Annotated in this window: 23 protein-coding genes and 1 pseudogene; 14 read left to right on the top strand and 10 right to left on the bottom strand. The window is 72.3% G+C overall.

Annotated features, from left to right (window positions below; all coding sequences use genetic code 11):
• Window positions 1-14: 14 nt before the first annotated feature.
• Together ppk2 and ACSU6Z_RS12840 are read left to right on the top strand one after the other, a co-directional pair.
• Window positions 15-992, top strand: a complete 978-nt coding sequence (gene ppk2 / locus ACSU6Z_RS12835) for a polyphosphate kinase 2 (RefSeq protein ID WP_437045396.1) — start codon at window positions 15-17, stop codon at window positions 990-992.
• Complete coding sequence (locus ACSU6Z_RS12840; RefSeq protein ID WP_437045398.1) at window positions 989-1,408, top strand: hypothetical protein; 420 nt, start codon at window positions 989-991, stop codon at window positions 1,406-1,408. The genes ppk2 and ACSU6Z_RS12840 overlap by 4 nt, the downstream gene beginning before the upstream one ends.
• Before the next feature lie 19 nt (window positions 1,409-1,427).
• On the opposite strand, the gene ACSU6Z_RS12845 is transcribed toward ACSU6Z_RS12840, so the two are convergent.
• The 3 genes from ACSU6Z_RS12845 to ACSU6Z_RS12855 all read right to left on the bottom strand — a co-directional run bounded on the left by ACSU6Z_RS12845 (window position 1,428) and on the right by ACSU6Z_RS12855 (window position 6,981).
• Window positions 1,428-2,651 carry a phospholipase D-like domain-containing protein gene (locus ACSU6Z_RS12845; protein ID WP_437050287.1) on the bottom strand — a complete coding sequence of 408 codons (1,224 nt, stop codon included), beginning with the start codon at window positions 2,649-2,651 and terminating at the stop codon, window positions 1,428-1,430.
• A gap of 142 nt (window positions 2,652-2,793) precedes the next feature.
• Window positions 2,794-3,768 (bottom strand): EamA family transporter, encoded by a 975-nt coding sequence (locus ACSU6Z_RS12850; protein WP_437045400.1) that lies wholly within the window; start codon window positions 3,766-3,768, stop codon window positions 2,794-2,796.
• A 306-nt stretch (window positions 3,769-4,074) separates the two neighbouring features.
• Window positions 4,075-6,981, bottom strand: coding sequence for an FAD-binding and (Fe-S)-binding domain-containing protein (locus ACSU6Z_RS12855; RefSeq protein ID WP_437045402.1), 2,907 nt, complete (start codon window positions 6,979-6,981; stop codon window positions 4,075-4,077).
• 182 nt (window positions 6,982-7,163) lie between these two features.
• On the opposite strand from ACSU6Z_RS12855, the gene ACSU6Z_RS12860 reads away from it, so the two are divergent.
• The 3 genes from ACSU6Z_RS12860 (at window position 7,164) to serC (ending at window position 9,490) form a co-directional block, all read left to right on the top strand.
• Window positions 7,164-7,574 (top strand): VOC family protein, encoded by a 411-nt coding sequence (locus ACSU6Z_RS12860; RefSeq protein ID WP_437045404.1) that lies wholly within the window; start codon window positions 7,164-7,166, stop codon window positions 7,572-7,574.
• A 203-nt stretch (window positions 7,575-7,777) separates the two neighbouring features.
• On the top strand, window positions 7,778-8,257 hold the full coding sequence (locus ACSU6Z_RS12865; protein WP_437050289.1) for an iron chaperone: 480 nt from the start codon (window positions 7,778-7,780) through the stop codon (window positions 8,255-8,257).
• Window positions 8,258-8,371: 114 nt separating this feature from the next.
• Complete coding sequence (gene serC / locus ACSU6Z_RS12870) at window positions 8,372-9,490, top strand: phosphoserine transaminase (RefSeq protein ID WP_437045406.1); 1,119 nt, start codon at window positions 8,372-8,374, stop codon at window positions 9,488-9,490.
• Window positions 9,491-9,879: 389 nt separating this feature from the next.
• Here serC and ACSU6Z_RS12875 read toward each other — a convergent pair whose 3' ends face one another.
• Together ACSU6Z_RS12875 and ACSU6Z_RS12880 are read right to left on the bottom strand one after the other, a co-directional pair.
• A complete protein-coding gene (locus ACSU6Z_RS12875) occupies window positions 9,880-10,701 on the bottom strand; it encodes an ABC transporter permease (protein WP_437045408.1) in 822 nt (273 codons plus the stop codon).
• Window positions 10,698-11,735, bottom strand: a complete 1,038-nt coding sequence (locus ACSU6Z_RS12880; RefSeq protein ID WP_437045410.1) for an ATP-binding cassette domain-containing protein — start codon at window positions 11,733-11,735, stop codon at window positions 10,698-10,700. Before ACSU6Z_RS12880 ends, ACSU6Z_RS12875 begins: the two co-directional genes overlap by 4 nt.
• Window positions 11,736-11,845: 110 nt before the next feature.
• Between ACSU6Z_RS12880 and ACSU6Z_RS12885 the strand changes: the two genes are divergently transcribed.
• Window positions 11,846-12,664 carry a TetR/AcrR family transcriptional regulator gene (locus tag ACSU6Z_RS12885; protein WP_437045412.1) on the top strand — a complete coding sequence of 273 codons (819 nt, stop codon included), beginning with the start codon at window positions 11,846-11,848 and terminating at the stop codon, window positions 12,662-12,664.
• On the opposite strand, the gene ACSU6Z_RS12890 is transcribed toward ACSU6Z_RS12885, so the two are convergent.
• Window positions 12,638-13,639 (bottom strand): WD40 repeat domain-containing protein, encoded by a 1,002-nt coding sequence (locus tag ACSU6Z_RS12890; protein ID WP_437045414.1) that lies wholly within the window; start codon window positions 13,637-13,639, stop codon window positions 12,638-12,640. The genes ACSU6Z_RS12885 and ACSU6Z_RS12890 overlap by 27 nt on opposite strands.
• Window positions 13,640-13,727: 88 nt before the next feature.
• Here ACSU6Z_RS12890 and ACSU6Z_RS12895 point away from each other — a divergent pair, with 88 nt between their 5' ends.
• Together ACSU6Z_RS12895 and ACSU6Z_RS12900 are read left to right on the top strand one after the other, a co-directional pair.
• Window positions 13,728-14,402 (top strand): GDSL-type esterase/lipase family protein, encoded by a 675-nt coding sequence (locus ACSU6Z_RS12895; protein WP_437045416.1) that lies wholly within the window; start codon window positions 13,728-13,730, stop codon window positions 14,400-14,402.
• Between the two features lie 165 nt (window positions 14,403-14,567).
• Window positions 14,568-15,563, top strand: coding sequence for an aldo/keto reductase (locus ACSU6Z_RS12900; RefSeq protein WP_437045418.1), 996 nt, complete (start codon window positions 14,568-14,570; stop codon window positions 15,561-15,563).
• 168 nt (window positions 15,564-15,731) lie between these two features.
• Here the strand turns inward: ACSU6Z_RS12900 and thpR are convergent, their stop codons facing one another.
• From thpR to ACSU6Z_RS12920, 4 genes are all read right to left on the bottom strand, one after another.
• On the bottom strand, window positions 15,732-16,304 hold the full coding sequence (thpR, locus tag ACSU6Z_RS12905; RefSeq protein WP_437045420.1) for an RNA 2',3'-cyclic phosphodiesterase: 573 nt from the start codon (window positions 16,302-16,304) through the stop codon (window positions 15,732-15,734).
• Window positions 16,305-16,361: 57 nt separating this feature from the next.
• Window positions 16,362-17,696 carry an MFS transporter gene (locus tag ACSU6Z_RS12910; protein WP_437045422.1) on the bottom strand — a complete coding sequence of 445 codons (1,335 nt, stop codon included), beginning with the start codon at window positions 17,694-17,696 and terminating at the stop codon, window positions 16,362-16,364.
• Between the two features lie 28 nt (window positions 17,697-17,724).
• The gene (locus ACSU6Z_RS12915) at window positions 17,725-18,162 is read right to left on the bottom strand and encodes a MarR family winged helix-turn-helix transcriptional regulator (RefSeq protein WP_358779814.1); all 438 of its coding nucleotides are present in this window, start codon (window positions 18,160-18,162) and stop codon (window positions 17,725-17,727) included.
• A 386-nt stretch (window positions 18,163-18,548) separates the two neighbouring features.
• A complete protein-coding gene (locus ACSU6Z_RS12920; protein ID WP_437045424.1) occupies window positions 18,549-20,000 on the bottom strand; it encodes an NCS2 family permease in 1,452 nt (483 codons plus the stop codon).
• A 191-nt stretch (window positions 20,001-20,191) separates the two neighbouring features.
• Between ACSU6Z_RS12920 and ACSU6Z_RS12925 the strand changes: the two genes are divergently transcribed.
• The 6 genes and pseudogenes from ACSU6Z_RS12925 to ACSU6Z_RS12950 all read left to right on the top strand — a co-directional run bounded on the left by ACSU6Z_RS12925 (window position 20,192) and on the right by ACSU6Z_RS12950 (window position 24,017).
• A complete protein-coding gene (locus ACSU6Z_RS12925; RefSeq protein WP_437045426.1) occupies window positions 20,192-20,467 on the top strand; it encodes a DUF2530 domain-containing protein in 276 nt (91 codons plus the stop codon).
• 302 nt (window positions 20,468-20,769) lie between these two features.
• A pseudogene (locus tag ACSU6Z_RS12930) lies at window positions 20,770-20,968 on the top strand (hypothetical protein); the annotation flags it as partial.
• A 327-nt stretch (window positions 20,969-21,295) separates the two neighbouring features.
• Window positions 21,296-22,078, top strand: coding sequence for a hypothetical protein (locus ACSU6Z_RS12935; RefSeq protein WP_437045428.1), 783 nt, complete (start codon window positions 21,296-21,298; stop codon window positions 22,076-22,078).
• A 5-nt stretch (window positions 22,079-22,083) separates the two neighbouring features.
• Window positions 22,084-22,878 carry a hypothetical protein gene (locus tag ACSU6Z_RS12940; protein ID WP_437045430.1) on the top strand — a complete coding sequence of 265 codons (795 nt, stop codon included), beginning with the start codon at window positions 22,084-22,086 and terminating at the stop codon, window positions 22,876-22,878.
• Window positions 22,875-23,420 (top strand): hypothetical protein, encoded by a 546-nt coding sequence (locus tag ACSU6Z_RS12945; protein WP_437045432.1) that lies wholly within the window; start codon window positions 22,875-22,877, stop codon window positions 23,418-23,420. The genes ACSU6Z_RS12940 and ACSU6Z_RS12945 overlap by 4 nt, the downstream gene beginning before the upstream one ends.
• Before the next feature lie 57 nt (window positions 23,421-23,477).
• The gene (locus ACSU6Z_RS12950) at window positions 23,478-24,017 is read left to right on the top strand and encodes an SUKH-4 family immunity protein (protein WP_437045434.1); all 540 of its coding nucleotides are present in this window, start codon (window positions 23,478-23,480) and stop codon (window positions 24,015-24,017) included.
• The last annotated feature ends 170 nt before the right edge of the window (window positions 24,018-24,187 follow it).

The raw sequence follows: 24,187 nt of genomic DNA on the forward strand, positions 1-24,187 counted from the left end.
CGGGGGACCGAGGAGTGGACGCACCCGAGGACGAGCTTCTCGACGGCCTGACCGTGAACGAGCGGCGGCCGGAGAGGCCGATCCTGCTCAACGCCGACGGCACCCCCATAGAGACCTGGCGGGAGAACCACCCCTACGACCACAAGGTGCGCAGGGCCGAGTACGAGCGGCAGAAGCGGATCCTGCAGATCGAGCTGCTGAAGATGCAGCGCTGGGTGAAGGACACCGGCCAGCGGATCGTCGTGGTCTGCGAGGGCCGGGACGCGGCCGGCAAGGGCGGCACCATCCAGCGGTTCACCGAGCGGCTGAACCCGCGCGGCGCCCGCGTGGTGGCGCTGGAGAAGCCCACCGAGCGGGAGGCGGGCCAGTGGTACTTCCAGCGCTACGTGGCGCACCTGCCCGCCCGCGGGGAGATCGTCTTCTTCGACCGCTCCTGGTACAACCGGGCCGGCGTCGAGCGGGTGATGGGCTTTTGCACGGAGGAGGAGTACCGGCGGTTCCTGCGGCAGGCGCCGATGTTCGAGCGGATGCTGACGGACGACGGCATCCTGCTGGTGAAGTTCTGGTTCTCCGTCTCCCGGGCCGAGCAGCGCACCCGCTTCGCCATCCGCCAGATCGACCCGGTCCGCCGCTGGAAGCTGTCGCCGACGGACCTGGCCTCGCTGGACCGCTGGGACGAGTACACGACCGCCAAGGTCGAGATGTTCCGCGCCACCGACACCCCGCACGCCCCCTGGACGGTGGTGAAGAACAACGACAAGCGGCGGGGCCGGCTGGAGGCCATGCGCAGCCTGCTCGACCGCTGCGACTACCCGGCCAAGGACCACGACGCCGTGGGCAAACCGGATCCGCTGATCGTCGGTGCCGCCGACACCCTGCTGGAGCCCGGCGAGGAACCCGCCGACCTCTCCCCCACCCCGCTGACCGGTGACCACGACGGCCCGGGGGTCCACCCCGGCCGGGAGGACGAACGAGCGGGAGGAACCGCATGAGCACGCAGGACCGCGGCGGCGCGGGACACGAGCCGGGGCCCGGTGGGCCGGCGGCCGACGCGCATCTGGAGATGCTGCTGCGGCTGGTGGAGGCCCAGCCCGGCGCCGCCGTCGCCGTGACCCTGACGACCGTGGGCGGCATCGTCAGCGGCGACCTCGTCGCGAGCCGGGCCTGGGCCGAGCGGTGGGAGGGGGTCGTCGCGCGGGCCGTCGGCGACCAGGACCACGCCGAGCAGGTCGTCCTGCTGCCCCGCGCCCTGCAGAACGCCCTCGACCCCACCGGCCCCGACGGGCTGCACGACTTCGCGCACCTGATCGACGTCACGTTCCTGTCCGCGCCGGGGACGCCCACGGCGCCGCTGTGGCGCGGCCGGGTGAGCGACGTCTCCGGCTGGTCCCTGGGCGCCCCGGCGTAGGGGACTGTCGAGGGGTGGGTCAGAGGAAGCGCCGCAGGGGCGTCACGGCCAGCTCCGCCGCCCGCTGGAGGGCGGCGCGGCGCTTCCAGCGGCCCAGGTCGATGGTGACGCTGCGGGCGACGTCCTCGTCGTAGTGGCCGTCCAGGGTGGCGGTGAAGGCCTCGTCGAGCACGGCGAGCATGACCTCCTCGTCGTGGTCCATGGAGCGGCGGTTGAAGTTGGTGGAGCCGATCAGGGACGCCACCCCGTCCACCGTGATGATCTTGGCGTGCATCATCGTGGGCTGGAACTGCCGGACCTTCACGCCCGCGTCGAGCAGGTCGGCGTAGTGGGCCTGCCCGGCGAGCCGGCAGGCGCGCTGGTCGGTGTGGGGGCCGGGCAGCAGGATCTCCACCTCGACGCCCCGGCGGGCGGTGGCGCACAGCAGGTCGACGAAGTACCGGTCGGGCGCGAAGTAGGCGGTGGCCAGGCGGAATCGCTCCTCGGCACTGGTCAGCACCAGGCGGATGAGCGTCTGCATGTCCTGCCAGCCGATACTGGCCGAGCCGCGCACGACCTGGACGATCGCGTCGCCGTGCCGGTCGTGGCCGGCGAAGCGGTCCCGGTGGTCGTACAGCTCGTCGTGGCACTCGGCCCAGTTCTGCGCGAAGGCGGCGGCTATGCCGTCCACGGCCGGCCCCCGCACCTCGACGTGGGTGTCGCGCCACTCACCGGGGTGGCGGGCGTCGCCGCACCACTCCTCGGCGATGCCGACGCCGCCGGTGAACGCGGTGTGCTCGTCGACGATCAGTGCCTTGCGGTGGCAGCGGTGGTTCTGCTTGAACGGCGAGACCCAGGCCGGCTTGCGGAACCAGGCGACCTGCACCCCCGCCGCGTCCATCTCGTCCAGAAGCCGCCGCTCTATCTGGCGGGCGCCGAAGCCGTCCAGCAGCAGCCGCACCCGTACGCCGGCCCGGGCCCGCTCGGCGAGCGCCTCGGCGAACCGGCGGGCGATGTCGCCGCGCCAGTAGACGAAGGTCATCATGTCGATGGTGTGCCGGGCCGCCCGGACGGCGCCGAGCATGGCGGGGAAGATCTCGTCGCCGTTGCGCAGCGGCGTCAGCAGGTTGCCCTCGGTGGCGGCGATGCCGATCAGCCGCTCCATGCGGCGCCGCAGCCGCTGCTTGCGCCGCTCGGCGGCCGTCTGCTCCACGGGGCGCGCCGCAGCTGGCTCTGGCACCGGTCCTCCACTCTCCCGCCACATCGCGCACACGGCGACGCCACACCTTAAGACACCGCCTCCGATGGTGACAGCCGCCCGGCCGGCCGGTGACGCCGGGTTCCGGTGGCGTGCGGCGGCCCCGGCCACGGGCCCGGGCAAGGCGCCCGGGCGGGCCCGGTCCGGGTCAGTCCCGCGCCGCCCCGCGCCGCCGCCCCACCTGTGTGCGCACCGCGCCCATGCTGGCCGCGACGACCAGGGCGATGGCCGCCGCCTGCGGGGCGGACAGGGCCTGGTCCAGGACGAGGAACCCGGCCAGGGCGGCGAGGGCCGGTTCCAGGCTCATCAGGACGGCGAAGGTGGAGGCGGGCAGGCGGCGCAGGGCGAGGAGTTCCAGGGTGTAGGGCAGTACGGAGGAGAGCAGGGCCACCGCGGCGCCCAGCGCGAGCGTCACCGGGTCGAACAGCTTCGTTCCCGACTCGGCGAGGCCCAGCGGCAGGAACAGCACCGCGCCGACCGCCATGGCCAGCGCGAGCCCGTCGGCCTGCGGGAAGCGGCGGCCCGTGCGCGCGCTGAAGACGATGTACGCCGCCCACATCGCGCCCGCGCCCAGCGCGAAGGCGACGCCGGCCGCGTCGAGGCCGTCGAAGTCGCCGCCGCCGAGGAGGAAGACGCCGGCGAGGGCGAGGGCGGCCCAGACGACGTTGACCGCGCGGCGGGAGGCCAGCACGGACAGGGCGAGCGGGCCGAGCACCTCCAGGGTGACCGCCGGGCCCATCGGGATGCGGTCGACGGCCTGGTAGAAGAGGCCGTTCATCCCGGCCATGGTGACGCCGAAGGCGGCCACCGTGGCCCAGTCGGCGCGGGAGTGGCCGCGCAGCCGGGGGCGGCAGACGAGCAGCAGCACGACGGCGGCGACCAGCAGGCGGAGGGTCACGACGCCGAGCGCTCCGGCCCGCGGCATCAGGGTCACCGCGAGCGCGCCGCCGAACTGCACCGAGACGCCGCCGGCGAGGACCAGGCCGACCGGCCCCAGGGCGCCCAGGCGGCCGGGGGGACCGCCCGGCGCGGGCGCCGCCCGGCCGGCGGCGCCCGCTGCCGCGAGCTCCGGGGAGGGGACGGCCGGGGGCGGGGTGCCGGGGGTGGCGCTGGGCGTGCTCACGGGACCTTCCGGGGCTGGTGGCTGTTCTTCCGAGGACCGTCGTGCGGGCGTACCCGCACCCGCGTACATTCCACCGTACCGCTTGGTACATGCGAATGAACTCGGTCAGGGGTGTACCTCTCCCACGCCACTGTCATGGCACGGTCGCGCCCCTGTCAATGGAAGCCCTCGCGCGCTTCGGAACCAGCCGCCCCGGTGCCGTCACCGGCGGTGTCCGCGTCCTCCCCGAGGACCTCGGCCCCGTCCCCGCCGGAGCCGCGGAACCGGGCCCGGAAGGCGGCTCCCGCCGGGTGCCCCGCCCGTCCCTCACCCGGCCCGCCCCTCCCCCGGCGCCGCCCGGCTCCCCCGCTCCAGCGCCTCCGCCAGCACCTCCGCCAGGTGCCGCCCCCGCACCCCGGCCAGCTGCTCCAGCTGCGTCCGGCAGGAGTAGCCGTCGGCGAGGACCACCGCCCCGTCCGGCGCGTTGCGCACCGCGGGCAGCACCTGCTCCTCCGCGCAGGCGACCGACACCCCGAAGTGGCCCCGCTCGAAGCCGAAGTTGCCGGCGAGGCCGCAGCAGCCGCCGCTCAGCTCCCCGGTCAGGCCCGCGGCGGCGCGCAGGCGGCGGTCGGCCGCGTCGCCGAGCACCGCGTGCTGGTGGCAGTGGGTCTGTCCGACGACGGGACGGTCCACGGGCGGCGGTGCCCAGCCGGGGGCATGGCGCTCCAGCGCTTGGGCGAAGGTCAGGACGCGGGCGGCGAGGCGGGCGGCGCGCGGGTCGCCCGGCAGCAGTTCCGGCAGGTCGGTGCGGAGGGCGGCGGCGCAGCTCGGCTCCAGGACGACGACGGGGGCGCCGGTGTCCAGCACCGGCTCCATCAGGTCCAGGGTGCGCCGCATGACCGCGCGGGCCCGGTCGAGCCGGCCCGTGGAGACGTACGTCAGCCCGCAGCAGACCCGGCCCCGACGGGCCGTGAGCAGACCGGCCGCCGACCGGGAGGCGCCGTCCCCGACGCGCCGGCCGCGCGGCCGCAGCGTCGGCGGCGGCACCACCCGCAGCCCCGCCGCCTCCAGCACCCGTACGGCGGCCCGGCCCACGGACGGTGACAGGTGCTCGGTGAACGTGTCGGGCCACAGCACGATCAAGTCACCCGCGCCCCCGCTCCCGGCGGCCCCGCCCCCGGCGCGCCCGCGCCACCACCGGCTGAACGTCTTCCCCGCCAGCCGCGGGATCTCCCGTTCGGCCGCGAGGCCGCCGAGCCGCTTCGCCGCCGCCGCGAGCGGACGCACGCGGGCCAGGGCGTCGACCACCGCCGCCGTGCGCGTACGGTCCGCCCACCGCAGCCACACCGGTAGCCCCCCGAGCGCGTAGTGGGCGGCGGGGCGGAGCCGACCGGCGTAGTGGTGGTGCAGGAACTCCGCCTTGTAGGTGGCCATGTCGACCCCGGCCGGGCAGTCCGACCGGCAGCCCTTGCAGGCCAGGCACAGGTCCAGCGCGTCCCGGACCCGCGCCGACCGCCAGCCGTCCGTCACCAGCTCCCCGGCGAGCATCTCGTGCAGCAGCCGGGCCCGTCCGCGCGTGGAGTGCGCCTCCTCGCCCGTCACCCGGAAGGACGGGCACATGACGGCGGGGCCGGACACCGACGCCGTACGGCACTTGGCGACGCCGACGCAGCGGCGGACCGCCGCGGAGAAGTCGCCGCCGTCGGACGGGTAGCCGAAGGCGACGTCCACCGGCTCGCGCGGCAGGACGGCGAAGCGCAGGTTGGCGTCCAGGAGCGCCGGGCGGACCAGCGTCCCCGGGTTGAGCAGATCGTCCGGGTCCCAGACGGCCTTGGCCCGCTCGAACAGGGCGACCGTCTCCTCGCCGTACATCCTCGGCAGCAGCTCGGCCCGCGCCTGCCCGTCCCCGTGCTCCCCGGACAGCGACCCGCCGTGCGCCACCACCAGGTCGGCGAGCTCCTCCGAGAAGCGGCGGAAGCGGCCGACCCCCGCCTCCGTCAGCAGGTCGAAGTCGATGCGCACGTGGACGCAGCCGTCCCCGAAGTGCCCGTACGGCGTGCCGCGCAGCCCGTGGGCGGCGAGCAGTCCCCGGAACTCGCGCAGGTAGGCGCCGAGCCGGGCGGGCGGCACCGCGCAGTCCTCCCAGCCGGGCCAGGCCTCTGAACCGTCCGGCATCCGCGTCGCCGTGCCGGCGGCGTCCTCCCTCATCCGCCACAGCGCCCGCCGCCCGGCCGGATCGGTCACCACCAGCGAGTCGGCGACGCCGGCCGCCCGCACCACGGCCCGGGCCCGCGCGCGTGCCTCCCCGGCCGTCTCCCCGCCCGTCTCCACGAACAGCCAGGCCCCGCCGCGCGGCAGCCCGGCCGCCGACGGCACCAGGTCGGCCGCCATGCCCTCCACCGTCAGCGGCTCCAGCGGCAGCAGGCCGACCGCCGCCTCGGCCGCCGCGCTCTCGTCGCCGTACCCCAGCACGGCCAGTGCCCGCGCGCGGGGGGCCTCCACCAGCCGTACCACCGCCTCCGTCAGCACCCCGAGCGTCCCCTCGGAGCCGCAGAAGGAACGGGCGACGTCCGCGCCCCGCTCCGGCAGCAGCGCGTCCAGCGCGTACCCGGAGATGCGGCGGGGCAGCTGCGGGAAACCGGTGCGCAGCCGCGCCAGGTCACCGTCCACCAGCTCCCGCAGCCCCTCCGGCGCCCCGGCCCAGCCCCGCCCCAGCCGCAACGGCCGTCCGCGCGCGGTGAGCACCGTCAGCTCCCGCACGTTGTCCGCCGTCGTGCCCCAGGCCACCGAGTGGGAGCCGCAGGAGTTGTTCCCGATCATGCCGCCGAGCGTGCACCGGCTGTGGGTGGAGGGGTCGGGTCCGAAGCGCAGCCCGTGCGGGGCGGCGGCCTCCTGGAGCCGGTCCAGGACCAGCCCCGGCTGGACGACGGCGGTGCGCGCCTCCGGGTCCAGCGACACGATCCGGTTCATGTGCCGGGTGAAGTCCAGGACCACCCCCGTGCCCGTGGCCTGCCCCGCGATCGACGTGCCCCCGCCCCGCGCCACCACCGGAACCCCGCGCTCCCGGCACACCCGGAGCACCGCCGCCACGTCGTCGGCGTCGCGCGGCGCCACCACCCCCAGCGGGACCCGCCGGTAGTTGGACGCGTCCATCGTCGCCAGCGCCCGGGAGGCGGCGTCGAAGGCGACCTCGCCCCTCACCGCCCCGCGCAGCGCCGCCTCCAGTTCGGTCATGCGTCCAGGATGCATCCGGCCGCCGGCGGTGACGACGGCCGGCCGGGCGCCGCGGACCGCCCGGGCGCGGCGGACCACCCGGGCCCGGCGGACCACCCGGGCACGGCGGGCCGTCCGGGCGCGGCGGGATCGATCAGGAATCGAGAAGCGCGGGCCGCGGCGCCCTCCCTAGCCTGATCGACATGGACATCACCATTCACACGAGCTTCCTCCCCCACGTCGACCCGGAGGCGTCGCTGGCCTTCTACCGCGACGTCCTCGGCTTCGAGGTCCGCAACGACGTCGGGCAGGGCACGATGCGCTGGATCACCGTCGGCCCCGCCGGCCAGCCCGGCACCTCCCTCCTCCTGGCGCCGCCGGCCTCCGACCCCGGGGTCACCGAGGACGAGCGCCGCACCATCACCGAGATGATGGCCAAGGGCACCTACGGCTGGATCCTGCTGGCCACCCCGAACCTCGACGAGACGTTCGAGAAGGTGCAGGCGGCCGACGCCGAGGTCGTCCAGGAGCCGACCGAGCAGCCGTACGGCATCCGCGACTGCGCCTTCCGCGACCCCGCGGGCAACCTGGTCCGCATCCAGGAACTCCGCTGAACCGCCGCCCGTCGCCGTCGGCGAAAGGGGAGTGACTCGTCATGTGCCACCCCGGCTGGAGGCGCGCGCTCATCGAGGCGCAGCGCCCGAGCGGCCCCGCACGGCCGCGCGACACCCGTGACCGGACCGACCGGGAGGACGCGCAGGACTCCCCGGCCCTTTCCCACACCGCCCCCGCAGGAGAGGAAACCGTCATGAAGCACATGCAGCCGTCCACCGGGAGCACCGGCACGGTCACCGAGGCCGCCGAGCGGTACGACGGATTCACGGCCGAGGAGCGGGACGCGATGAAGGAGCGCGCCAAGGAGCTGAAGGCCTCTCGCCGCAGCCCGCGCGGGGCCAAGGCGGACACCGAGGGCGAGGTGCTGGCGAAGATCGCCGAGATGCCGGAGGCGGACCGGGTCCTCGCCGAGAAGATCCACGCCCTCGTCAAGGCCGTCGCCCCGGAGCTCACGCCGAAGCTCTGGTACGGGATGCCCGCGTACGCCCGCAACGGCAAGGTCCTCTGCCACTTCCAGAGCGCGCAGAAGTTCAGGACGAGGTACGCCACGCTCGGGTTCAGCGACCAGGCGGCGCTCGACGACGGCGCCGCGTGGCCGGTCGCCTACGCCCTGAGGGAGCTGACCGCCGCCGACGAGGAGCGCATCGGCGCACTCGTGGCGAAGGCGGTGGGCCGGGGCTGAGGCCCGCCCGGCCCCTTGCATCTGGTGGATCTCACAAGTCCAGGGGGCGGAGGACTCGTCTCATCGAACGGACACGATTCCGTCCGGTTTCTCCGAACCGATACCCTCCGCCTCGTGGCTGAGATCCAGATTCCTGCTGACATCAAGCCCGCGGACGGTCGGTTCGGCGCGGGTCCCTCCAAGGTGCGGACGGAAGCGCTGCAGGCGCTGGCCGCCACCGGCACGTCCCTGATGGGCACCTCCCACCGCCAGGCCCCGGTCAAGAACCTGGTCGGCAAGGTGCGCGAGGGCATCCGCGAGCTGTTCCGGCTCCCCGACGGCTACGAGGTGGTCCTCGGCAACGGCGGCTCCACCGCGTTCTGGGACATCGCGACCCACGGCCTGATCGAGAACAAGTCGCAGCACCTCAGCTTCGGCGAGTTCTCCTCCAAGTTCGCCAAGGCCGCCAAGCTGGCGCCGTGGCTGGCCGAGCCCACCGTCGTCTCCTCCGACCCGGGCACGCACCCCGAGGCGCGGGCCGAGGCGGGTGTCGACGTCTACGCCTTCACCCACAACGAGACCTCCACCGGCGTCGCCATGCCCATCAAGCGCGTGGCCGGCGCCGACGAGGGCGCCCTCGTCCTGGTCGACGCCACCTCCGGCGCGGGCGGCCTGCCGGTCGACATCGCCGAGACGGACGTCTACTACTTCGCCCCGCAGAAGTCCTTCGCCTCCGACGGCGGGCTGTGGATCGGCGTGTTCTCCCCGGCCGCGATCGAGCGCGCCGAGCGGATCCACGCCTCCGGCCGCCACGTCCCGGAGTTCTTCTCGCTCCCGACGGCGATCGACAACTCCCGCAAGAACCAGACGTACAACACCCCGGCCCTCGCCACCCTCTTCCTCCTGGGCGAGCAGTTGGAGTGGCTCAACGGCCAGGGCGGCCTGGACTGGGCCGTGCGCCGCACCGCGACCTCCGCGCGCACCCTGTACGGCTGGGCCGAGGACGTGAAGTTCGCCAGCCCCTTCGTCGCCGACCCGGCCAAGCGCTCGGCCGTCATCGGCACGATCGACTTCACCGACGAGGTCGACGCCGCCGCCGTCGCCAAGGTGCTGCGCGCCAACGGCATCGTCGACACCGAGCCGTACCGCAAGCTGGGCCGCAACCAGCTGCGCGTCGCGATGTTCCCGGCGGTCGACCCGGCCGACGTCGAGGCGCTCACCAAGTGCGTCGACTACGTCGTCGAGAAGCTGTAGTCCCCCGGCGTACGACGACGAAGGGCGCCCGGCGGACGATCGGCCGGGCGCCCTTCGCGTGTGCTGCGACGCCTGTGCGAACCGCTCGACGACCGCCTCCGCGGCTCGACGGGTTCTCCCACGAAGGAGGGGTGACCGTGGAGGCGATCGCGGACCCGGCCGCAGCGGCGGGCTTTCGCACCGTGCTGCCCCTCTTCCCGCAGGGCAGCCGGTCCAGCTCGGCCACGAGGCGGCGGCACTGCGGTTCGTCGGACACCGTGTCGCCGATCACCCGCACGCCCCGTCGGCTTCTTCCCCGAACGCCCCCTTCCCCCTTCCGGCCCTGGTGGCCTGCCCCCCGAATCGGGGGCGGCCGGGGGCTCGCGTCCCCCAGCCGCCACAGAGCCCCCTCAGCGGCTCAGCCGCCGGAACCTCCGGGCCGCCAGCGGCAGGAAGACCGCCGTCAGTACCAGCGGCCACACCCCGGCCATCAGCAGCGCGTGCTGCTCGACCCACGAGTCGCCGCCGCCGGCCGGTGTGCCGAACAGGTCGCGGGTGGCCGCGGCCGTGGAGGACAGGGGGTTCCAGGCCGCCAGCCAGCCGAGCCAGTCGGGCATGAGCTGCGGCGCGACGAAGATGCTGGAGATCATCGTCAGCGGGAACGCGACCGCGAACAGGCCGCCCGCCGCCTCCGGGTTGGGCACGAGCAGCCCGAGCCACACCCCGATCCAGATGAGGGCGAACCGCAGCCACAGCAGCAGCCCGAACGCGGCCAGGAAGCCCCAGCCGCCGTCCGGACGCCAGCCCATGGCCAGCGCGGTCAGCATCATGATCGCCAACTCGGCGGCGGCGACCAGCAGATCGGTCACCCCGCGTCCGGCGACCACCGCGGAGGAGGCCATCGGCATGGAGCGGAACCGGTCGATGACGCCCTTGGTGGAGTCGTACACCACGAGCGTCGCGGTGTTGACGAAGCCGAAGGCCATCGTCATCGCGAACATGCCCGGCATCAGGAAGTCCTTGTAGTCCCCGCCGCCGGGCACCTTCATCGCGCTGCCGAAGACATAGCCGTACAGCAGCACGGACAGGATGGGGAAGCCGAGCTGCCAGACGATGTTGACGGGCTGGCGCCGGTAGTGGGTCAGACCGCGGCGGACGATGTTCCAGCAGTCGGCGAGCAGCCAGTACAGCCGGCCCCGGCTGTCCGGCACGGTCAGGTCGAGGGCGCTCATGCCGCCGTCTCCTTCCCCTGAGAGGTCTGCGAGGTCTCCTGCGAGTCCTCCGTGCGGTGTCCGGTCAGGCGCAGGAACACGTCGTCGAGGCTGGGCCTGCGCAGCCCGATGTCCTCGACCCGGACGCCCTCGTCCTGGAGGGTGCGGGCCACCTCGGTCAGGGCGGCGACCCGGTCGGTGACCGGGGCGTGCACCCGCAGCTCCGCCTCGTCCGTCTCGGGTTCGCCCTCGCACACCCGGGCGACCACCTTCACCGCGCGCGGGATGTCGGCGCGTTCGGCGAGGACGACCTCGACGCGGTCGCCGCCGATCAGGTCCTTCAGCCCGTCGGGGGTGTCGTCGGCGATGGCCCGCCCCCGGTCGATGACGGTGATGCGGGAGGCGAGCTTGTCGGCCTCCTCCAGGTACTGCGTGGTCAGCAGCACCGTCGTGCCGCTCGCGACCAGTGCCCGCACCGACTCCCAGACCTCGCCGCGGCTGCGGGGGTCCAGGCCGGTCGTCGGCTCGTCCAGGAACAGCACGGCCGGCGCGAGGATCATCGAGGCGGCGAGGTCGAGGCGGCGCCGCATGCCGCCGCTGTACTTGCCGACGCCCCGGTCGGCGGCGTCGGCCAGGTCGAACCGCTCCAGCAGCTCGGCGGCCCGCAGCCGCGCCCGCTTCCCGCCCAGGTGGAACAGCCGCCCGAACATCTCCAGGTTCTGCCGCCCGGTGAGCACCTCGTCCACGGCCGCGTACTGCCCGGTGAGCCCGATCCGGGCGCGCACCTCGCGCGGCTGCCGGGCCACGTCCAGGCCGGCCACCGTCGCCCGTCCCCCGTCCAGCTTGATCAGCGTGGACAGGATGCGCACGGCGGTGGTCTTCCCGGCGCCGTTCGGGCCGAGCAGCCCGTGCACGGTGCCCTCGCGGACGGCGAGGTCGAAGCCGTCCAGGGCCCGCTTCTCGCCGTACCGCTTCTCCAGGGCCTCGGCCCACACCGCGTAACCGCCGCCTCCGCCATCTCCGCCGTATCCGCTGTGACCGCCATGCCCGTCCATACGCCCCTCCCGGTCCCTCTCGGTCGAACTGGGTACACCGTACCCGATTCACGCGTACGGTGTACCCAGTTTTTACCGGCGGACCGGCCCGCGGGACTTAAGCTGAGCCCATGACCAGCGGCAAGACCGGCGGCAGCGGCGGCACGGAGACCAGCGGCAGCGGCGACATCGCCCGCACGCTCGAACTGCTGTGGGACGTCGGTCCGCGCCCCAGCCGGGGCCCCAAGCCGGGCCTGACCCTGGACCGGATCGTGGAGGCGGCCGTCCGGGTCGCGGACGCCGAGGGGCTGGAGGCGGTCTCGATGCGCCGCGTCGCCACCGAGCTCGGCACCGGCGCGATGTCCCTGTACCGCTACGTCCCCGGCAAGGCCGAACTGCTCGACCTGATGCTGGACCGCGTCCAGCGCCCCGCCGACGATCCGGACGGCCCCGGCGACGGCTCCTGGCGCGCGGCCCTGGAGGCCATGGCCCGCGGCACCCTCGCCCTGTACCGCCGCCACCCCTGGCTGCTCCACGTCAACCAGTCCCGCCCGATCCTCGGCCCCGGCGCGCTCGACGGCATGGAGAAGGTGCTGGCCCGCATCAAGCCGATGGGCCTGAGCGACCCGGAACTGGTCTCCGCGATCATCATGATCGACGGGTACGTCGCCGGGGCGGCGCGCACGCAGGTCTACCAGGAGGAGGCCGAGCGCAGGTCCGGCCTGACGACGACCGAGTTCTACCAGGCGCAGGTCCCGGTCCTGGAGAAGGTCATGAGGACCGGCCGCTACCCGGTCGTGTCCTCCCTCGCCGAGGACACCTGGAGCCCCACCTTCGACCACTTCGAGTTCGGCCTCCAGCGCATCCTGGACGGCCTGGAGGTCCTGGTGGCGGCACGCCGCGCGGAGCGGGAGCGGCCCGCCTCAGCCCCGCCGGAACAACCGGCGTAGCCCGTACAGCGCGCCCAGCGCCACCACCACGGCGAGGGCCGCGCCGCCGACGCCGCCCGCGCCGCCGCCCTCCTCGTCCGCTCCCGAACCGGAACCGGAGCCGTCCGTCCCCTCCCCGGCCGGCGGCTCCCCGGACCCCCCGCCCCCGCCCGGCGCGTCCTCGGCGCGCACCTCGCTGCCCTCGCCCTCGCTGCCGTACAGCAGCCTCGTCCCGTCGGCGGAGTAGGTGACGGACTCCCCCTGCCGCTGGAGCGGCACGTCGAGCCGCCCCTTGCGCTCGATCCGCCCGCCGTTCCAGGCGTACCAGATCCCGCCGAAGTACCCGCGCACGGCGAGCCGCTCGCCGTCGGGGGAGAGCGCGGCGTCGGTCGCCCACAGGTCGACGGGGGCGACCGGCCGGAAGACGTTGGTGCCCGAGGCGGACAGCTCGGCCGGCCCCTCGTACAGGTGCCCGCCGTCCTCCTTCTTGTCGACGATGTAGACGCGCCCGGTCTTCGGGTGCACGACGAGCGACTCGGCGTCCCGGGGCCCGTCCGCGTACGTGACGACGTACTGCGTGGCCCGGACCGCCTGGTCCCGCAGCTCCCTCGGCTCGGGCAGCTCGTAGATCCACACGTGCGGCCACCGCCCGCCGAGGTTGTCCCCGATGTCACCGACGAGGATCCGGCCGCCGGGCCCGACGGAGACCGCCTCGACGTCGCGCGGCGTGCCGATGCCGGTGAGGGTGATCCGGGCGGCGGTCCTCCCCGTCCGGCCGTCCACGGCGTACAGGTACGGCCCGTCGTCGCTGTCGTTGTGCGTCCAGAAGATCCCGGGGTGGAGGCGGGAGGCGGCCAGCCCGCTGGACTCGGTGATGCGCGGGTCCTTGATCGTGAAGCCGTCGTTCCCGGCCTTCGTGCCGTCGGCGGCGGAGGCGGGCGCGGCGGGAGCGCCCGCGAGCAGGGCGGCGGCGAGGAGGGCGAAGGGTCGGCGCATGGCCCAAGCCTGCCATCGGGGGCGGGTGTTCACGGAGGTGTCCGGGCTCACATCGCGTTCGGCACGCCCGATCGTCCATGATGATCCGATGCTCAGGTTCATGCCCGTCGGCGACTCCATGACGATCGGGAGCGCGGGGGAGCACACCTGGCGCTACCGCCTGTGGCGGCACCTGTGCGCGACGTACGGCGGCCCGTTCACGCTCGTCGGCCCGCGCGAGGCGCTGTACGACAAGGAGGCCGACGCCCCCGTCTCGTACGCGTACGCCGACCCGGACTTCCCCCGGGGCCACCTGGCCGGCTGGGGCGAGGGCTGGCTCCACATGGCCCCGCTGATCGGCGAGGCGGTCCGCGCCCACCGGGCGGACGTCCTGCTGGTCTCCCTCGGCCTGATCGACCTCGGCTTCTACACCGACGCGGAACAGACGACGGACAGCGTGCGGGACTTCGTCGCCGCCGCCCGCGCGGCCAGGCCGCGCGTCCGCATGGTCCTGCTCCCCGTCACCCCCAACATCCGGGCCGGGCACGACGCCCCCTTCGCCGCCCAGGTCGCCCACTTCAACGAACTGCTGGCGAAGACGGCCGCCGACCTGGACGAGACGTCCTCCCCCCTGGTCATGGCCTCGCCCCCGCCGTCGTACGACATCCACACCGACACCTACGACGGCACCCACCCGAACGAGAGCGGCGAGCACAAGATCGCGGCGGCGTTCGCGGAGGCGATGCACGACGCGTGGGGGCTGGGCGCGCCGTACGGCGGCTAGCCGGGGCCGACGACCACGGCCCCGGGAGGACCGCCCACGCCCTCGCCGAGGCCCCCCGCACCTCGCCGCCGGCCCCTGCCAGGGCAGGTGCCGTACACCCGGACGGAGAACGTCGCGGGGAGCGCTCTTGCCTAGAGCCCACTCCAAGCCGTTGGCTTGTGGACCATGAAGTACACGCAGCTCGGACGCACAGGACTCAAGGTCAGCCGGCTCGTCCTCGGCACGATGAACTTCGGTCCGCAGACCGACGAGGCCGACAGCCACGCGATCATGGACGCGGCGCTGGACGCCGGCATCAACTTCTTCGACACCGCCAACGTCTACGGCTGGGGCGAGAACAAGGGCCGCACCGAGAGCATCATCGGGAACTGGTTCGCACAGGGCGGCGGACGGCGGGACAAGGTCGTCCTGGCCACCAAGGTGTACGGGAACATGAGTCCGGACGACGCCTCCGTCTGGCCCAACCACGACAAGCTGTCCGCCCTCAACATCCGGCGGGCCGTCGACGCCAGCCTCAAGCGGCTGCGGACCGACTACATCGACCTCTACCAGTTCCACCACATCGACCGGGACACGCCGTTCGAGGAGATCTGGCAGGCGATCGACGTCCTGGTCCAGCAGGGCAAGATCCTGTACGTCGGGTCCAGCAACTTCCCCGGCTACAAGATCGCGCAGGCGAACGAGATCGCCGCCCGGCGCGGCGGGACCATCGGCCTGGTCAGCGAGCAGTGCCTGTACAACCTCGCCGAGCGCCGCGCCGAGATGGAGGTCATCCCGGCCGCGCGGGACTACGGCCTCGGCGTCATCCCGTGGTCGCCGCTCCACGGCGGCCTGCTGGGCGGCGTCATCAAGAAGGAGGCCCAGGGCGGGCGCCGGACCACCGGCCGGGCCGCCGACTCCCTCAACGACCCCGCCGTGCGGGCGCAGGTGCAGGCGTACGAGGACCTGCTCGACAAGCACGGGATGGAACCGGGCGAGGTGGCGCTGGCCTGGCTGCTGTCCCGGCCCGGCGTGACGGGCCCGATCGTCGGTCCGCGCACCGCCGAGCAGCTCGCCTCGGCGCTGCGGGCCGTCGAGCTGGAGCTGCCGGCCGAGCTGCTGACCGGGCTCGACGAGATCTTCCCCGGACCGGGGCCCTCGCCCGAGGCGTTCGCCTGGTAGTACCGGACGCGGCGGTGCGGCGGCCCGCGCGGGCCGTGCGCAGGACCTGCGCACGGCCCGCGGCGACGCTAGTTTCCTACGGCCGCCGCCACCGCCACCACCACGAGCATCAGCACGAGCACACCGGCCATGATCCGGTTCCGGGTCTTCGGGTCCACGCCCCCGAGCCTAACCGGAGGCGCCCAGCGGCCAGCGGCCGACCGGCTCGTAGCGGGGCCGCTCGCCCGCCGTGCCGGACCTCGGCAGGTTGCTGCGGACCAGCACCAGCTCCGCCACGGTCCAGGAGGGGCTGGTGAAGGGGGCGAGCGCGTCGACGTACGGGCGGGTGTCGGTCGCGTCCCGGCTGCGCGCCACCGTCAGGTGGGCCTTGTAGCGGCGGTGCTCCCCCATCTCCACGCCCGCCTTGCGGCCGGCCGCCTCGGCGCGGTCGGCCAGCAGGGCCAGGGTGGGCAGGTCGCCCTCGGCCCCGGTCCACAGGGCGCGGCCCCGGCCGAACTGGCCGCCGCCGCTCAGGGCCAGCGGGAAGGGTTCGGTGCGGTGGGCGGCCCGCGCCAGGCGGTCCGACAGGTCCGGGACGAGGGCCTCGTCGACCTCGCCGTAGAACGCGAGCGTGAGGTGCCACCCCGGGCGGCCGGTCCAGCGCAGCCCGTCCGCGCCGGGCAGCCGCTTCAGCCGGTCGATCTCGGCGGCCAGCGCCCGGATCACCTCGTCGGGGGGCAGCACGGCGGCGAAGAGTCTCATGGGGCCAGTGTGCCCGCCCCGGCCTCCCCGCCGACGGCCCCGCCCGCGCCCGGCCGGTCACGCCGCCGGTGCGAGGTCCTCGCGCCGCTCGACCCGCACCCGCGGGTGCCCGGCGTGCCAGCCGACCGACAGGCGCAGGTTGCCGACGCGGGCCAGGACCAGGGCGATCACCACGGCGGAGACCGCCGCGACGGTGCCGCCGGCGGCGAAGCCGACCCGGGCGCCGTAGGTGTCGGTGACCCAGCCGACGATCGGGGCGCCGATGGGGGCGCCGCCGAGGAAGACCATCATGTAGAGGGACATCACCCGGCCCCGCATGGCCGGGTCGGTGGCCATCTGGACGCTGGTGTTCGCGGTGACGTTGACCGTCATGCTGAAGATCCCTATGGGGACCATCAGCAGGGCGAACAGCCACAGCGACGGGGAGAGCGCGGCCGCGGCCTCCAGCACGCCGAAGGCGACGGCCGACGCGATCAGCACCCGCAGCCGGGCGTTGCCGCGCCGGGCGGCCAGCAGGGCGCCGGCGAGCGAGCCGACGGCCATGAGGGTGTTGAAGAGGCTGTACTCGCCCGCGCCGGCGTGGAAGACGTCGTCGGCGAAGGCGGAGAGGAAGACGGGGAAGTTGAAGCCGAAGGTGCCGATGAAGCCGACCAGGGCGATGGTCCAGGTCAGCTCGGGGCGCCCGGCGACGTAGCGCAGGCCCTCGCGCAGCTGCCCCTTGCCGCGCGGGGCGCGCTCGACGACGTGCAGCTCGCGGGCGCGCATCAGCAGCAGACCGGTCAGGGGCGCGGCGAAGGACAGGCCGTTGAAGAGGAACGCCCAGCCGGTGCCGACGCCGGTGATCATCAGGCCGGCGACGGCGGGGCCGACCAGGCGGGCCGACTGGAAGTTGGCCGAGTTCAGGCTGACCGCGTTCTGGAGCTGGTCGCGGCCGACCAGCTCGGAGACGAAGGACTGGCGGGCCGGGTTGTCGACGACGGTGGCCAGGCCCATCGCGAAGGCGGCGACGTAGACGTGCCAGACCTGGACGTGGCCGGTGAGGGTGAGGACGGCGAGGAAGAGCGCGGTGAGCGCCATCGACGTCTGGGTGACCAGCAGCGTGGGGCGCTTGCGGAGCCGGTCGACGAGGACGCCGCCGTACAGGCCGAACAGGAGCATCGGCAGGAACTGCAGGGCGGTGGTGATGCCGACGGCGGCGGAGGAGCCGGTGAGGGAGAGCACCAGCCAGTCCTGTGCGATGCGCTGCATCCAGGTGCCGATGTTGGAGACGACCTGGCCCATGAAGAACAGGCGGTAGTTCCTGACCTTCAGGGAGGCGAACATCGACGTCTTGCGGGGGGTGTCGTGGGTGTCGGGTGCGGGGACGGAAGCTGCTCCGGGTCCCGTACTCAAATGGGTCGCCTCCTCGGGGTCGCGCTGCTTACAAGTGCGCCAGCTTCTCGAGCACCGGTGCGGCGGCGCGCAGTGCCGCCCACTCGTCCTCGTCGAGTTCCTCGACCAGCGAGGCCAGGAACGCGTTCCGCTTGCGGCGGCTCTCCTCGAGCATCGCCTCGGCCTGTTCGGTCTGGGTCACGACCTTCTGGCGCCGGTCCTCGGGGTGCGGTTCCAGGCGGACCAGCCCCTTGGCCTCCAGCAGCGCGACGATGCGGGTCATCGACGGCGGCTGGACGTGTTCCTTGCGGGCGAGTTCGCCCGGGGTGGCCCGGCCGCAGCGGGCCAGGGTGCCGAGCACCGACATCTCGGTGGGGCTGAGCGATTCGTCGACGCGCTGGTGCTTGAGCCGACGGGACAGCCGCATCACGGCGGATCGCAGGGAGTTCACGGCGGCGGCGTCGTCGCCATGGGTGAGGTCCGGCATGTCTTTAGCGTAACTCATTAGTCTGACGAAATACCACTGGGGCGGGGCTTTCCGCCCGTGAGCCGGGACACGTGGCCCCACCTCGCACGGGCGGGCCGCTCCCGGAAGGCCGCGCACCGCCCGGTCGCGCGAGACGGCCCCCGTGTCCACGGGGATCACGGGGATCACGGGGATCACGGGGACGGGTGCGCCGGCCCGCGGAGGGGCGGGGAGCCGTTCGAGCGGCTCCGGCGCCATGCGGCCGGGAAAGGAACGAGCGTCCGGACCATGTCGTCCGGACGCTCGTCCACAGCGGCCTCGACCAGCGGCTCCAGGCCGCCGAGGAGGCGGAACGCCCCACGGGACCACCCGGTCCCCGCAGCCCGGACCGGCGCCCGGGCCGGTGCTCAGGTCAGGCCCAGGGCCGGCATCAGCCAGTAGAAGGCGAAGACCGCCGACACCACGTACATCGCCGCCGGGACCTCCCGGCCCCGCCCGGCCGCCAGGCGCAGCACCGAGAAGGTGATGAAGCCCATGCCGATGCCGTTGGTGATCGAGTAGGTGAACGGCATCATCAGCATCGTCACGAAGGCCGGGACGGCAATTGTGTAGTCGGCCCAGTCGATCTCCTTGATGGAGTTCGACAGGATCAGGAAGCCGACCGCGAGCAGGGCCGGGGTGGCCGCCTGCGACGGGACCATGGTGGCGATCGGCGTCAGGAACAGGGCCACGGCGAACAGCGCGCCGGTGACGACGTTCGCCAGGCCCGTGCGGGCGCCCTCGCCCACCCCCGCCGTGGACTCCACGAAGCAGGTGGTGGCCGAGGCCGAGCTGGCACCGCCCGCGGCGACCGCGACACCGTCGATGAGCAGCACCTTGTTGATGCCGGGCATCTGGCCCTGGGCGTCGGTCAGCTTCGCCTCGTCGCTGACGCCCATGATCGTGCCCATGGCGTCGAAGAAGCAGGAGAGCAGGACGGTGAAGACGAACAGGACGCCGGTGAGCACACCGACCTTCTCGAAGCCGCCGAACAGGCTGACCTGGCCGACCAGGCCGAAGTCGGGGGCGGAGACCGGGTTGCCGGGCCACTTCGGGGTGGTCAGGCCCCAGGAGGGCACCTCGGCGACCAGGTTGATGATCATCGCGACGACCGTCATGACGACGATCGAGACGAGGATGGCGCCGGGCACCTTGCGCACGATCAGCGCCAGCGTGAGCAGCGCGCCGAGGACGAAGACCAGCACCGGCCAGCCGTTGAGGTGGCCGTCCGCGCCGAGCTGGAGCGGGACGGTGGTGTTGGCGGCGTCCGGCATGCGGGAGACGAAGCCGGAGTCGACCAGGCCGATCAGCATGATGAAGAGGCCGATGCCGATGGAGATGGCCTTGCGCAGGCCGTAGGGCACGGCGTTCATGACGCGCTCGCGCAGGCCGGTGGCGACCAGCAGCATCACCACGAAACCGGCCAGCACGACCATGCCCATGGCGTCCGGCCAGGACATCCGCGGGGCGAGCTGGAGCGCGACGACGGAGTTCACGCCGAGCCCGGCGGCGAGCGCGATCGGCACGTTGCCGATGACGCCCATCAGGAGCGTGGTGAACGCCGCCGTCAGGGCGGTCGCGGTGACCAGCTGGCCGTTGTCCAGCTGGTGGCCGTACATGTCCTTCGCGCTGCCGAGGATGATCGGGTTCAGCACGATGATGTAGGCCATCGCGAAGAAGGTGGCGAGACCGCCGCGGACCTCACGGGCGACCGTGCTGCCGCGCTCGGAGATCTTGAAGTGGCGGTCGAGCGCGCCATGGGGGGGCCGGCCCTCCGGCTGGTCGGGCGCGGGGACCTTGGCGGTGGCCGAGGTGGACATGCGGGACCTCATCGCCAGGAGACTCCCCCACGGACTCTTGGCGTTTTCTACGAACGGAAGTGGACAAAGACAAACGGTTTCAGTATGAACGTACGACTTCAATATCGCCATCTCCGCGCGTAGACCCATGCGGGAGCTGCTCCGATCCGCTCCGCTCCGGCCCGGAGCGACCCGCCTCGTAAGCTGTGCGCATGGCGAAGTGGACCCCGAAGCACGAGGCGCCGGAGCCCCTGGAGGGGCCCGTGGTCGCCACCATCACCGGCGGCACCCTCGTGTGGTTCGTCCTCTTCCTGGTGCAGCTGCCCTTCTACGGCTGGTTCGCCGACCACGGGCGCACCTGGTGGCTGTGGACCTGCCTGGCGGGCGGCGGACTCGGGCTCATCGGCATCTGGTACGTCCGCAGGCGGGACGCGGCGATCAAGCGGGCGGCGGCCGCCCGGGAGAAGCCCGAGGACCTCCCGCGGTAGCCCCGCGGTTCCCTCCCGCGGCAACCCCGCGGTTCCCTCCTGCGGCGGCCACGGCCTCTCCCGGTGCTGCGCGGTCGGCACCACGGCACCACCCGCGTCCCCCGCTCGGACATTCCGGCGCCCAGGGGTGGGCGCACACCCGCACGTACCGCCGAACGCGCGACGCGCACCGGTACGAGAGCCGGACTCGGCCCGGTACACCCTGTTCCACCGCCGTCGCGGACGGTCGGATCAACGCCGTTCCGGTGCGCAGCAGCCACTTCACCGTCGACACCGTCCGCGCCGACGCCTTCCCCCGCTTCAACGCGGTCATCGGGGTGGCGATGGGATCGGGTTCCGAGGGCATCCGGGCGGTTGCCCGGATCGTGCTCCTGAACAACAGCTCCGCCCCCTGTCCTCGGTGTCGCGGGGGGCGGGGTGGTCATCGGCGACGTCACCCGGGTCGTGCCCCTGTTCCTGGTCAAGACGGTGTGCTCGGTGCTGCTGGTGATCCTGGTGGTGTTGGTGGCCTCCTGGTTGCAGGACCTCTTCACGCTGAAGTCGGCGAGGGCGGCGATGCCGTCGATCACGGTCGGCATCTCGGCGGGGGCGACTACGGCCCTGGAGGTGCTGTGGAGAGGGGTCGGCCGCCGCGTTCCGGCGTGAGGGGCCGTACACCAGAGCGGCAGCGCATTCGCCAGGCCCCGACGGGCGACCGCACTCTCGCAGTTTCTGGTCAGTCGTGTATTCCCGGGGGCGACCGGCGCAAAGGGCTCTCATCTCCTCTTACTGACACTTCGTTAGCATCGGCACCTGGTCGTTGACGAACCGATGGGCCGGGGGTGTGCAGTGGGCGTCGTCCTGCCTGACGAACTTGCCTGGGTATTGGACCTGATAGGCATCGAGTGGCCGAACGTCGATGAAGACGAGTTCCGGGAGATGGCGGACGACCTGCGGGCCTTCGCCGAGGAAGTGGACGACGGCCGCGCCGGCACGCACCAGGCGGTGCAGCGCCTCCTGAGCGAGAACTCCGGGATCGCCATCGAGGCATTCGAAGCCCACTGGAACAAGGTCAACACCGAGCACCTGGCCAATCTCGGGGAGGGCGCCCGGCTACTGGCCAACGGGCTCGACGGTGCGGCGACACTCATCGCGGGCGCCAAGGGGGCCGCCATCGTCCAACTCGGCATACTTGCCGCTGAAGTCGCTGCCGCTCAGGCCGCCGCTCCGGTCACTTTGGGCCTGTCCGAACTGGGCGCGCTGGGGGCTACCCAGGCCACGCGCGTCACGGTGCGCAAAATACTGCGCGAAGTGGAGCGGGCCGCGGCTGAGGAGATCATGTCGCTGGCCACCGGCCCGGTGTTCGCAGCACTGGGCAACATGGCGGGAAACCTGACAGTGCAGTTGACAGCCGGTGCTCTCGATCTACAAGACGACGTGAAGTGGGACCAGGTCGGCCAGGCAGGGAAGGAAGGTTTCTCCAACGAGGTCGACGATGTCCAGGCTCGGCTGGGGCACTTCGCAGGCACAGATGGTGACACCAACGGCGGCCCACCGCCGCCCAGCCCACCGCTTCCACCCAGCCCACCGCTTCCACCCAACGTCGCCGGCGTCGGCTCCCCCTTCGGGTGATGTCCATGAGCGACGGATTCCACCACAACATCGAAGAGACGTCCGCCCTTGCCCACCGCGTGAGCCGACACGCCGACGATCTCGAGGCCACGGCAGGGGAACGCACCCGTAACGTCGGCCGCAGGTTGCAGCAAGCCCGCGGGAAGGGTGCACTGGCCAACACGGTGGCCGAGGCCTCGACTCAGGTGCTGTCAGCCATAAAGCAGGCTGAGCGACAATTGCGTCAACACCTTCGGGACGTTCAGAAGGGTCTCGACCTGATGTCCCGAAACCACGAACGGAACGACAAGGCCCTGGCGGAAATGATCCGCCGGATTCACCGGAACTCCGAAGATCAGGATCATAAGCGAAATTCCTGGACAGGGCGAGCGAAGGGACCGGACGGCAACCTGGCCCCGGCGAAGGTGACGGTGCAATGGAAACCCTTCATGCCCAAGTCCCAGTTCGCCCGAAAAGCTCAGCAACTTCAATCCTTGGGGCGCCGCGGAAAACTTTACAAGGCGACCAATCCCGTCGAGCGGAACTCGCGAATAACGGACGATTACAAAGGCGCCCTCATGCGGATCATCAGCAACAACCATAAGGACGATCCAGAACTTGCCGAAACAGCCAGGCGCGTAGCGAGATCCATGCATCCTGACCACATCCAGGAGCTACAGGTGGGCGGACGAGACCATTGGGAGAACATCAGGATGCTGGACGGAAATACCAATACCGACATAGGAAACCATCAAGTATGGCCAAAAATCAGAGACCTGCCCGACGGGACACCCATACAAATAAAGGTGAAATGGAAATGACCCTTTCTGGACCCGCCGCACTGGTGGCAAAGCTCCGAAATGCGCTTGCCCAGCACAGGGAGCAGTTCGAGCTTTGGACGCCGGAAATTCCGGCCGGGGTCGATCCGGCCAAAATCACGGAAGACATTCCCGCAAGTGTGGCTGCAATGCTCACCATGTGCGATGGCCTGTACATGGACCACTCGACCCAGCTCTACAGCAGGGACGACCTTCCGTACCGGCAGATTTCGGAGAACCTGGTCGGAGCCGTGCTGCCGGACGGTGCCAAGCTCACTGACGCGTCACACTTCTTCTGCTTCGGACAGGCAGCCGGAAACCCACTTCTCGTGGACTCACACGACGGAAGTGTGTGGCGCGTGCCGGACGACGGCGTTGTCTGGTACACCGGCTGCCGACTGGAGAAGATCGCAGCCGATGTCGGCGAGTTCTTCACCAATTGGATAACATCGCCCCGCTTCCAGGATCTTGCCGGTCTGCCCTCTGCGGAACTGGAAACCAGCGATTGGTACCGTCTACTGAGGTTGAGCGGCCTTACCACCTGAATTCAGCTCGTGCGCTGCCCGACCAGTCGCGATCACCCTGCTCCCGGGAGGAACCACGTGGTCACCTACGCCGAACTGGCAGAGCTGTTCAGCGCTGAGGGCGTCGTCAGGCTGTCCAAGGAGGACGCCTTGGCCAACAAGGTCCCGGAGCATGACGCCCAGACGTTGGCCGACGTAGGGCTGCCCGCCCAACTGGATGTCATCTTCAGCCTCTATGTACCGGGCGAGCCGGCAGCATTCACCCTGGTACCGGTCGACACAGGTGAAGGCGTCGTTCACGTCCTGTCCCTCGGCGGGCCGACCGGCAGCACGGACATGCGGTACTGCTTGGACCTGGACGACGGCTACGTGATCCTGCTGTCGCTGGGGGAAGAACCCGGAGCCGAGATCGTCAACACCTCGCTGCCCGACTTCATCGAGTTTCTTTACCGCTTCGGGCTGCGGCTGAAGGACATCGCAGGAGCCACCGACGAACAGGCGGACCAGTACACCGTCCAATTGCGCGCCTACCTCGAGGCCAGGGACCCTCGGGCGTTCGCCGAGAGCGATTCCTGGTGGAGCATGGTGTTCACCCGGTTGATGGGTGAGGAATTCTGAGTCGGGGCGTTCGGCACCGGCCGGTGGACATGGCGGGGACGGCGGCCGCCTTGGTGGTGCTGTGGAGGCGGGTCGGCCGCCGAGTGCCAGCGTGAGGGCGGCTCAGGGCGTGGCCATCCGGTAGCGGGGTCGTCCTTGGCGGGGCGCCCGCCGGCGGTGTTCCGGCGGGT

The sequence above is a fragment of the Streptomyces sp. enrichment culture genome (genome assembly GCF_964273145.1).
Taxonomy (GTDB): domain Bacteria; phylum Actinomycetota; class Actinomycetes; order Streptomycetales; family Streptomycetaceae; genus Streptomyces.

Bases quoted from the DNA above. Each gene is read 5' to 3' on its own strand.
- ACSU6Z_RS12855 (WP_437045402.1), bottom strand. From the start codon at position 6,981: ATGACCGAACTGGAGGCGGCGCTGCGCGGGGCGGTGAGGGGCGAGGTC.
- ACSU6Z_RS12865 (WP_437050289.1), top strand. From the start codon at position 7,778: ATGCAGCCGTCCACCGGGAGCACCGGCACGGTCACCGAGGCCGCCGAG.
- ACSU6Z_RS12900 (WP_437045418.1), top strand. From the start codon at position 14,568: ATGAAGTACACGCAGCTCGGACGCACAGGACTCAAGGTCAGCCGGCTC.
- ACSU6Z_RS12895 (WP_437045416.1), top strand. From the start codon at position 13,728: ATGCTCAGGTTCATGCCCGTCGGCGACTCCATGACGATCGGGAGCGCG.
- ACSU6Z_RS12940 (WP_437045430.1), top strand. From the start codon at position 22,084: ATGAGCGACGGATTCCACCACAACATCGAAGAGACGTCCGCCCTTGCC.
- ACSU6Z_RS12845 (WP_437050287.1), bottom strand. From the start codon at position 2,651: ATGTGGCGGGAGAGTGGAGGACCGGTGCCAGAGCCAGCTGCGGCGCGC.
- ACSU6Z_RS12875 (WP_437045408.1), bottom strand. From the start codon at position 10,701: ATGAGCGCCCTCGACCTGACCGTGCCGGACAGCCGGGGCCGGCTGTAC.
- ACSU6Z_RS12925 (WP_437045426.1), top strand. From the start codon at position 20,192: ATGGCGAAGTGGACCCCGAAGCACGAGGCGCCGGAGCCCCTGGAGGGG.
- ACSU6Z_RS12890 (WP_437045414.1), bottom strand. From the start codon at position 13,639: ATGCGCCGACCCTTCGCCCTCCTCGCCGCCGCCCTGCTCGCGGGCGCT.
- ACSU6Z_RS12945 (WP_437045432.1), top strand. From the start codon at position 22,875: ATGACCCTTTCTGGACCCGCCGCACTGGTGGCAAAGCTCCGAAATGCG.
- ACSU6Z_RS12915 (WP_358779814.1), bottom strand. From the start codon at position 18,162: ATGCCGGACCTCACCCATGGCGACGACGCCGCCGCCGTGAACTCCCTG.
- ACSU6Z_RS12860 (WP_437045404.1), top strand. From the start codon at position 7,164: ATGGACATCACCATTCACACGAGCTTCCTCCCCCACGTCGACCCGGAG.
- ACSU6Z_RS12885 (WP_437045412.1), top strand. From the start codon at position 11,846: ATGACCAGCGGCAAGACCGGCGGCAGCGGCGGCACGGAGACCAGCGGC.
- ACSU6Z_RS12880 (WP_437045410.1), bottom strand. From the start codon at position 11,735: ATGGACGGGCATGGCGGTCACAGCGGATACGGCGGAGATGGCGGAGGC.
- ACSU6Z_RS12840 (WP_437045398.1), top strand. From the start codon at position 989: ATGAGCACGCAGGACCGCGGCGGCGCGGGACACGAGCCGGGGCCCGGT.
- thpR (WP_437045420.1), bottom strand. From the start codon at position 16,304: ATGAGACTCTTCGCCGCCGTGCTGCCCCCCGACGAGGTGATCCGGGCG.
- ACSU6Z_RS12920 (WP_437045424.1), bottom strand. From the start codon at position 20,000: ATGTCCACCTCGGCCACCGCCAAGGTCCCCGCGCCCGACCAGCCGGAG.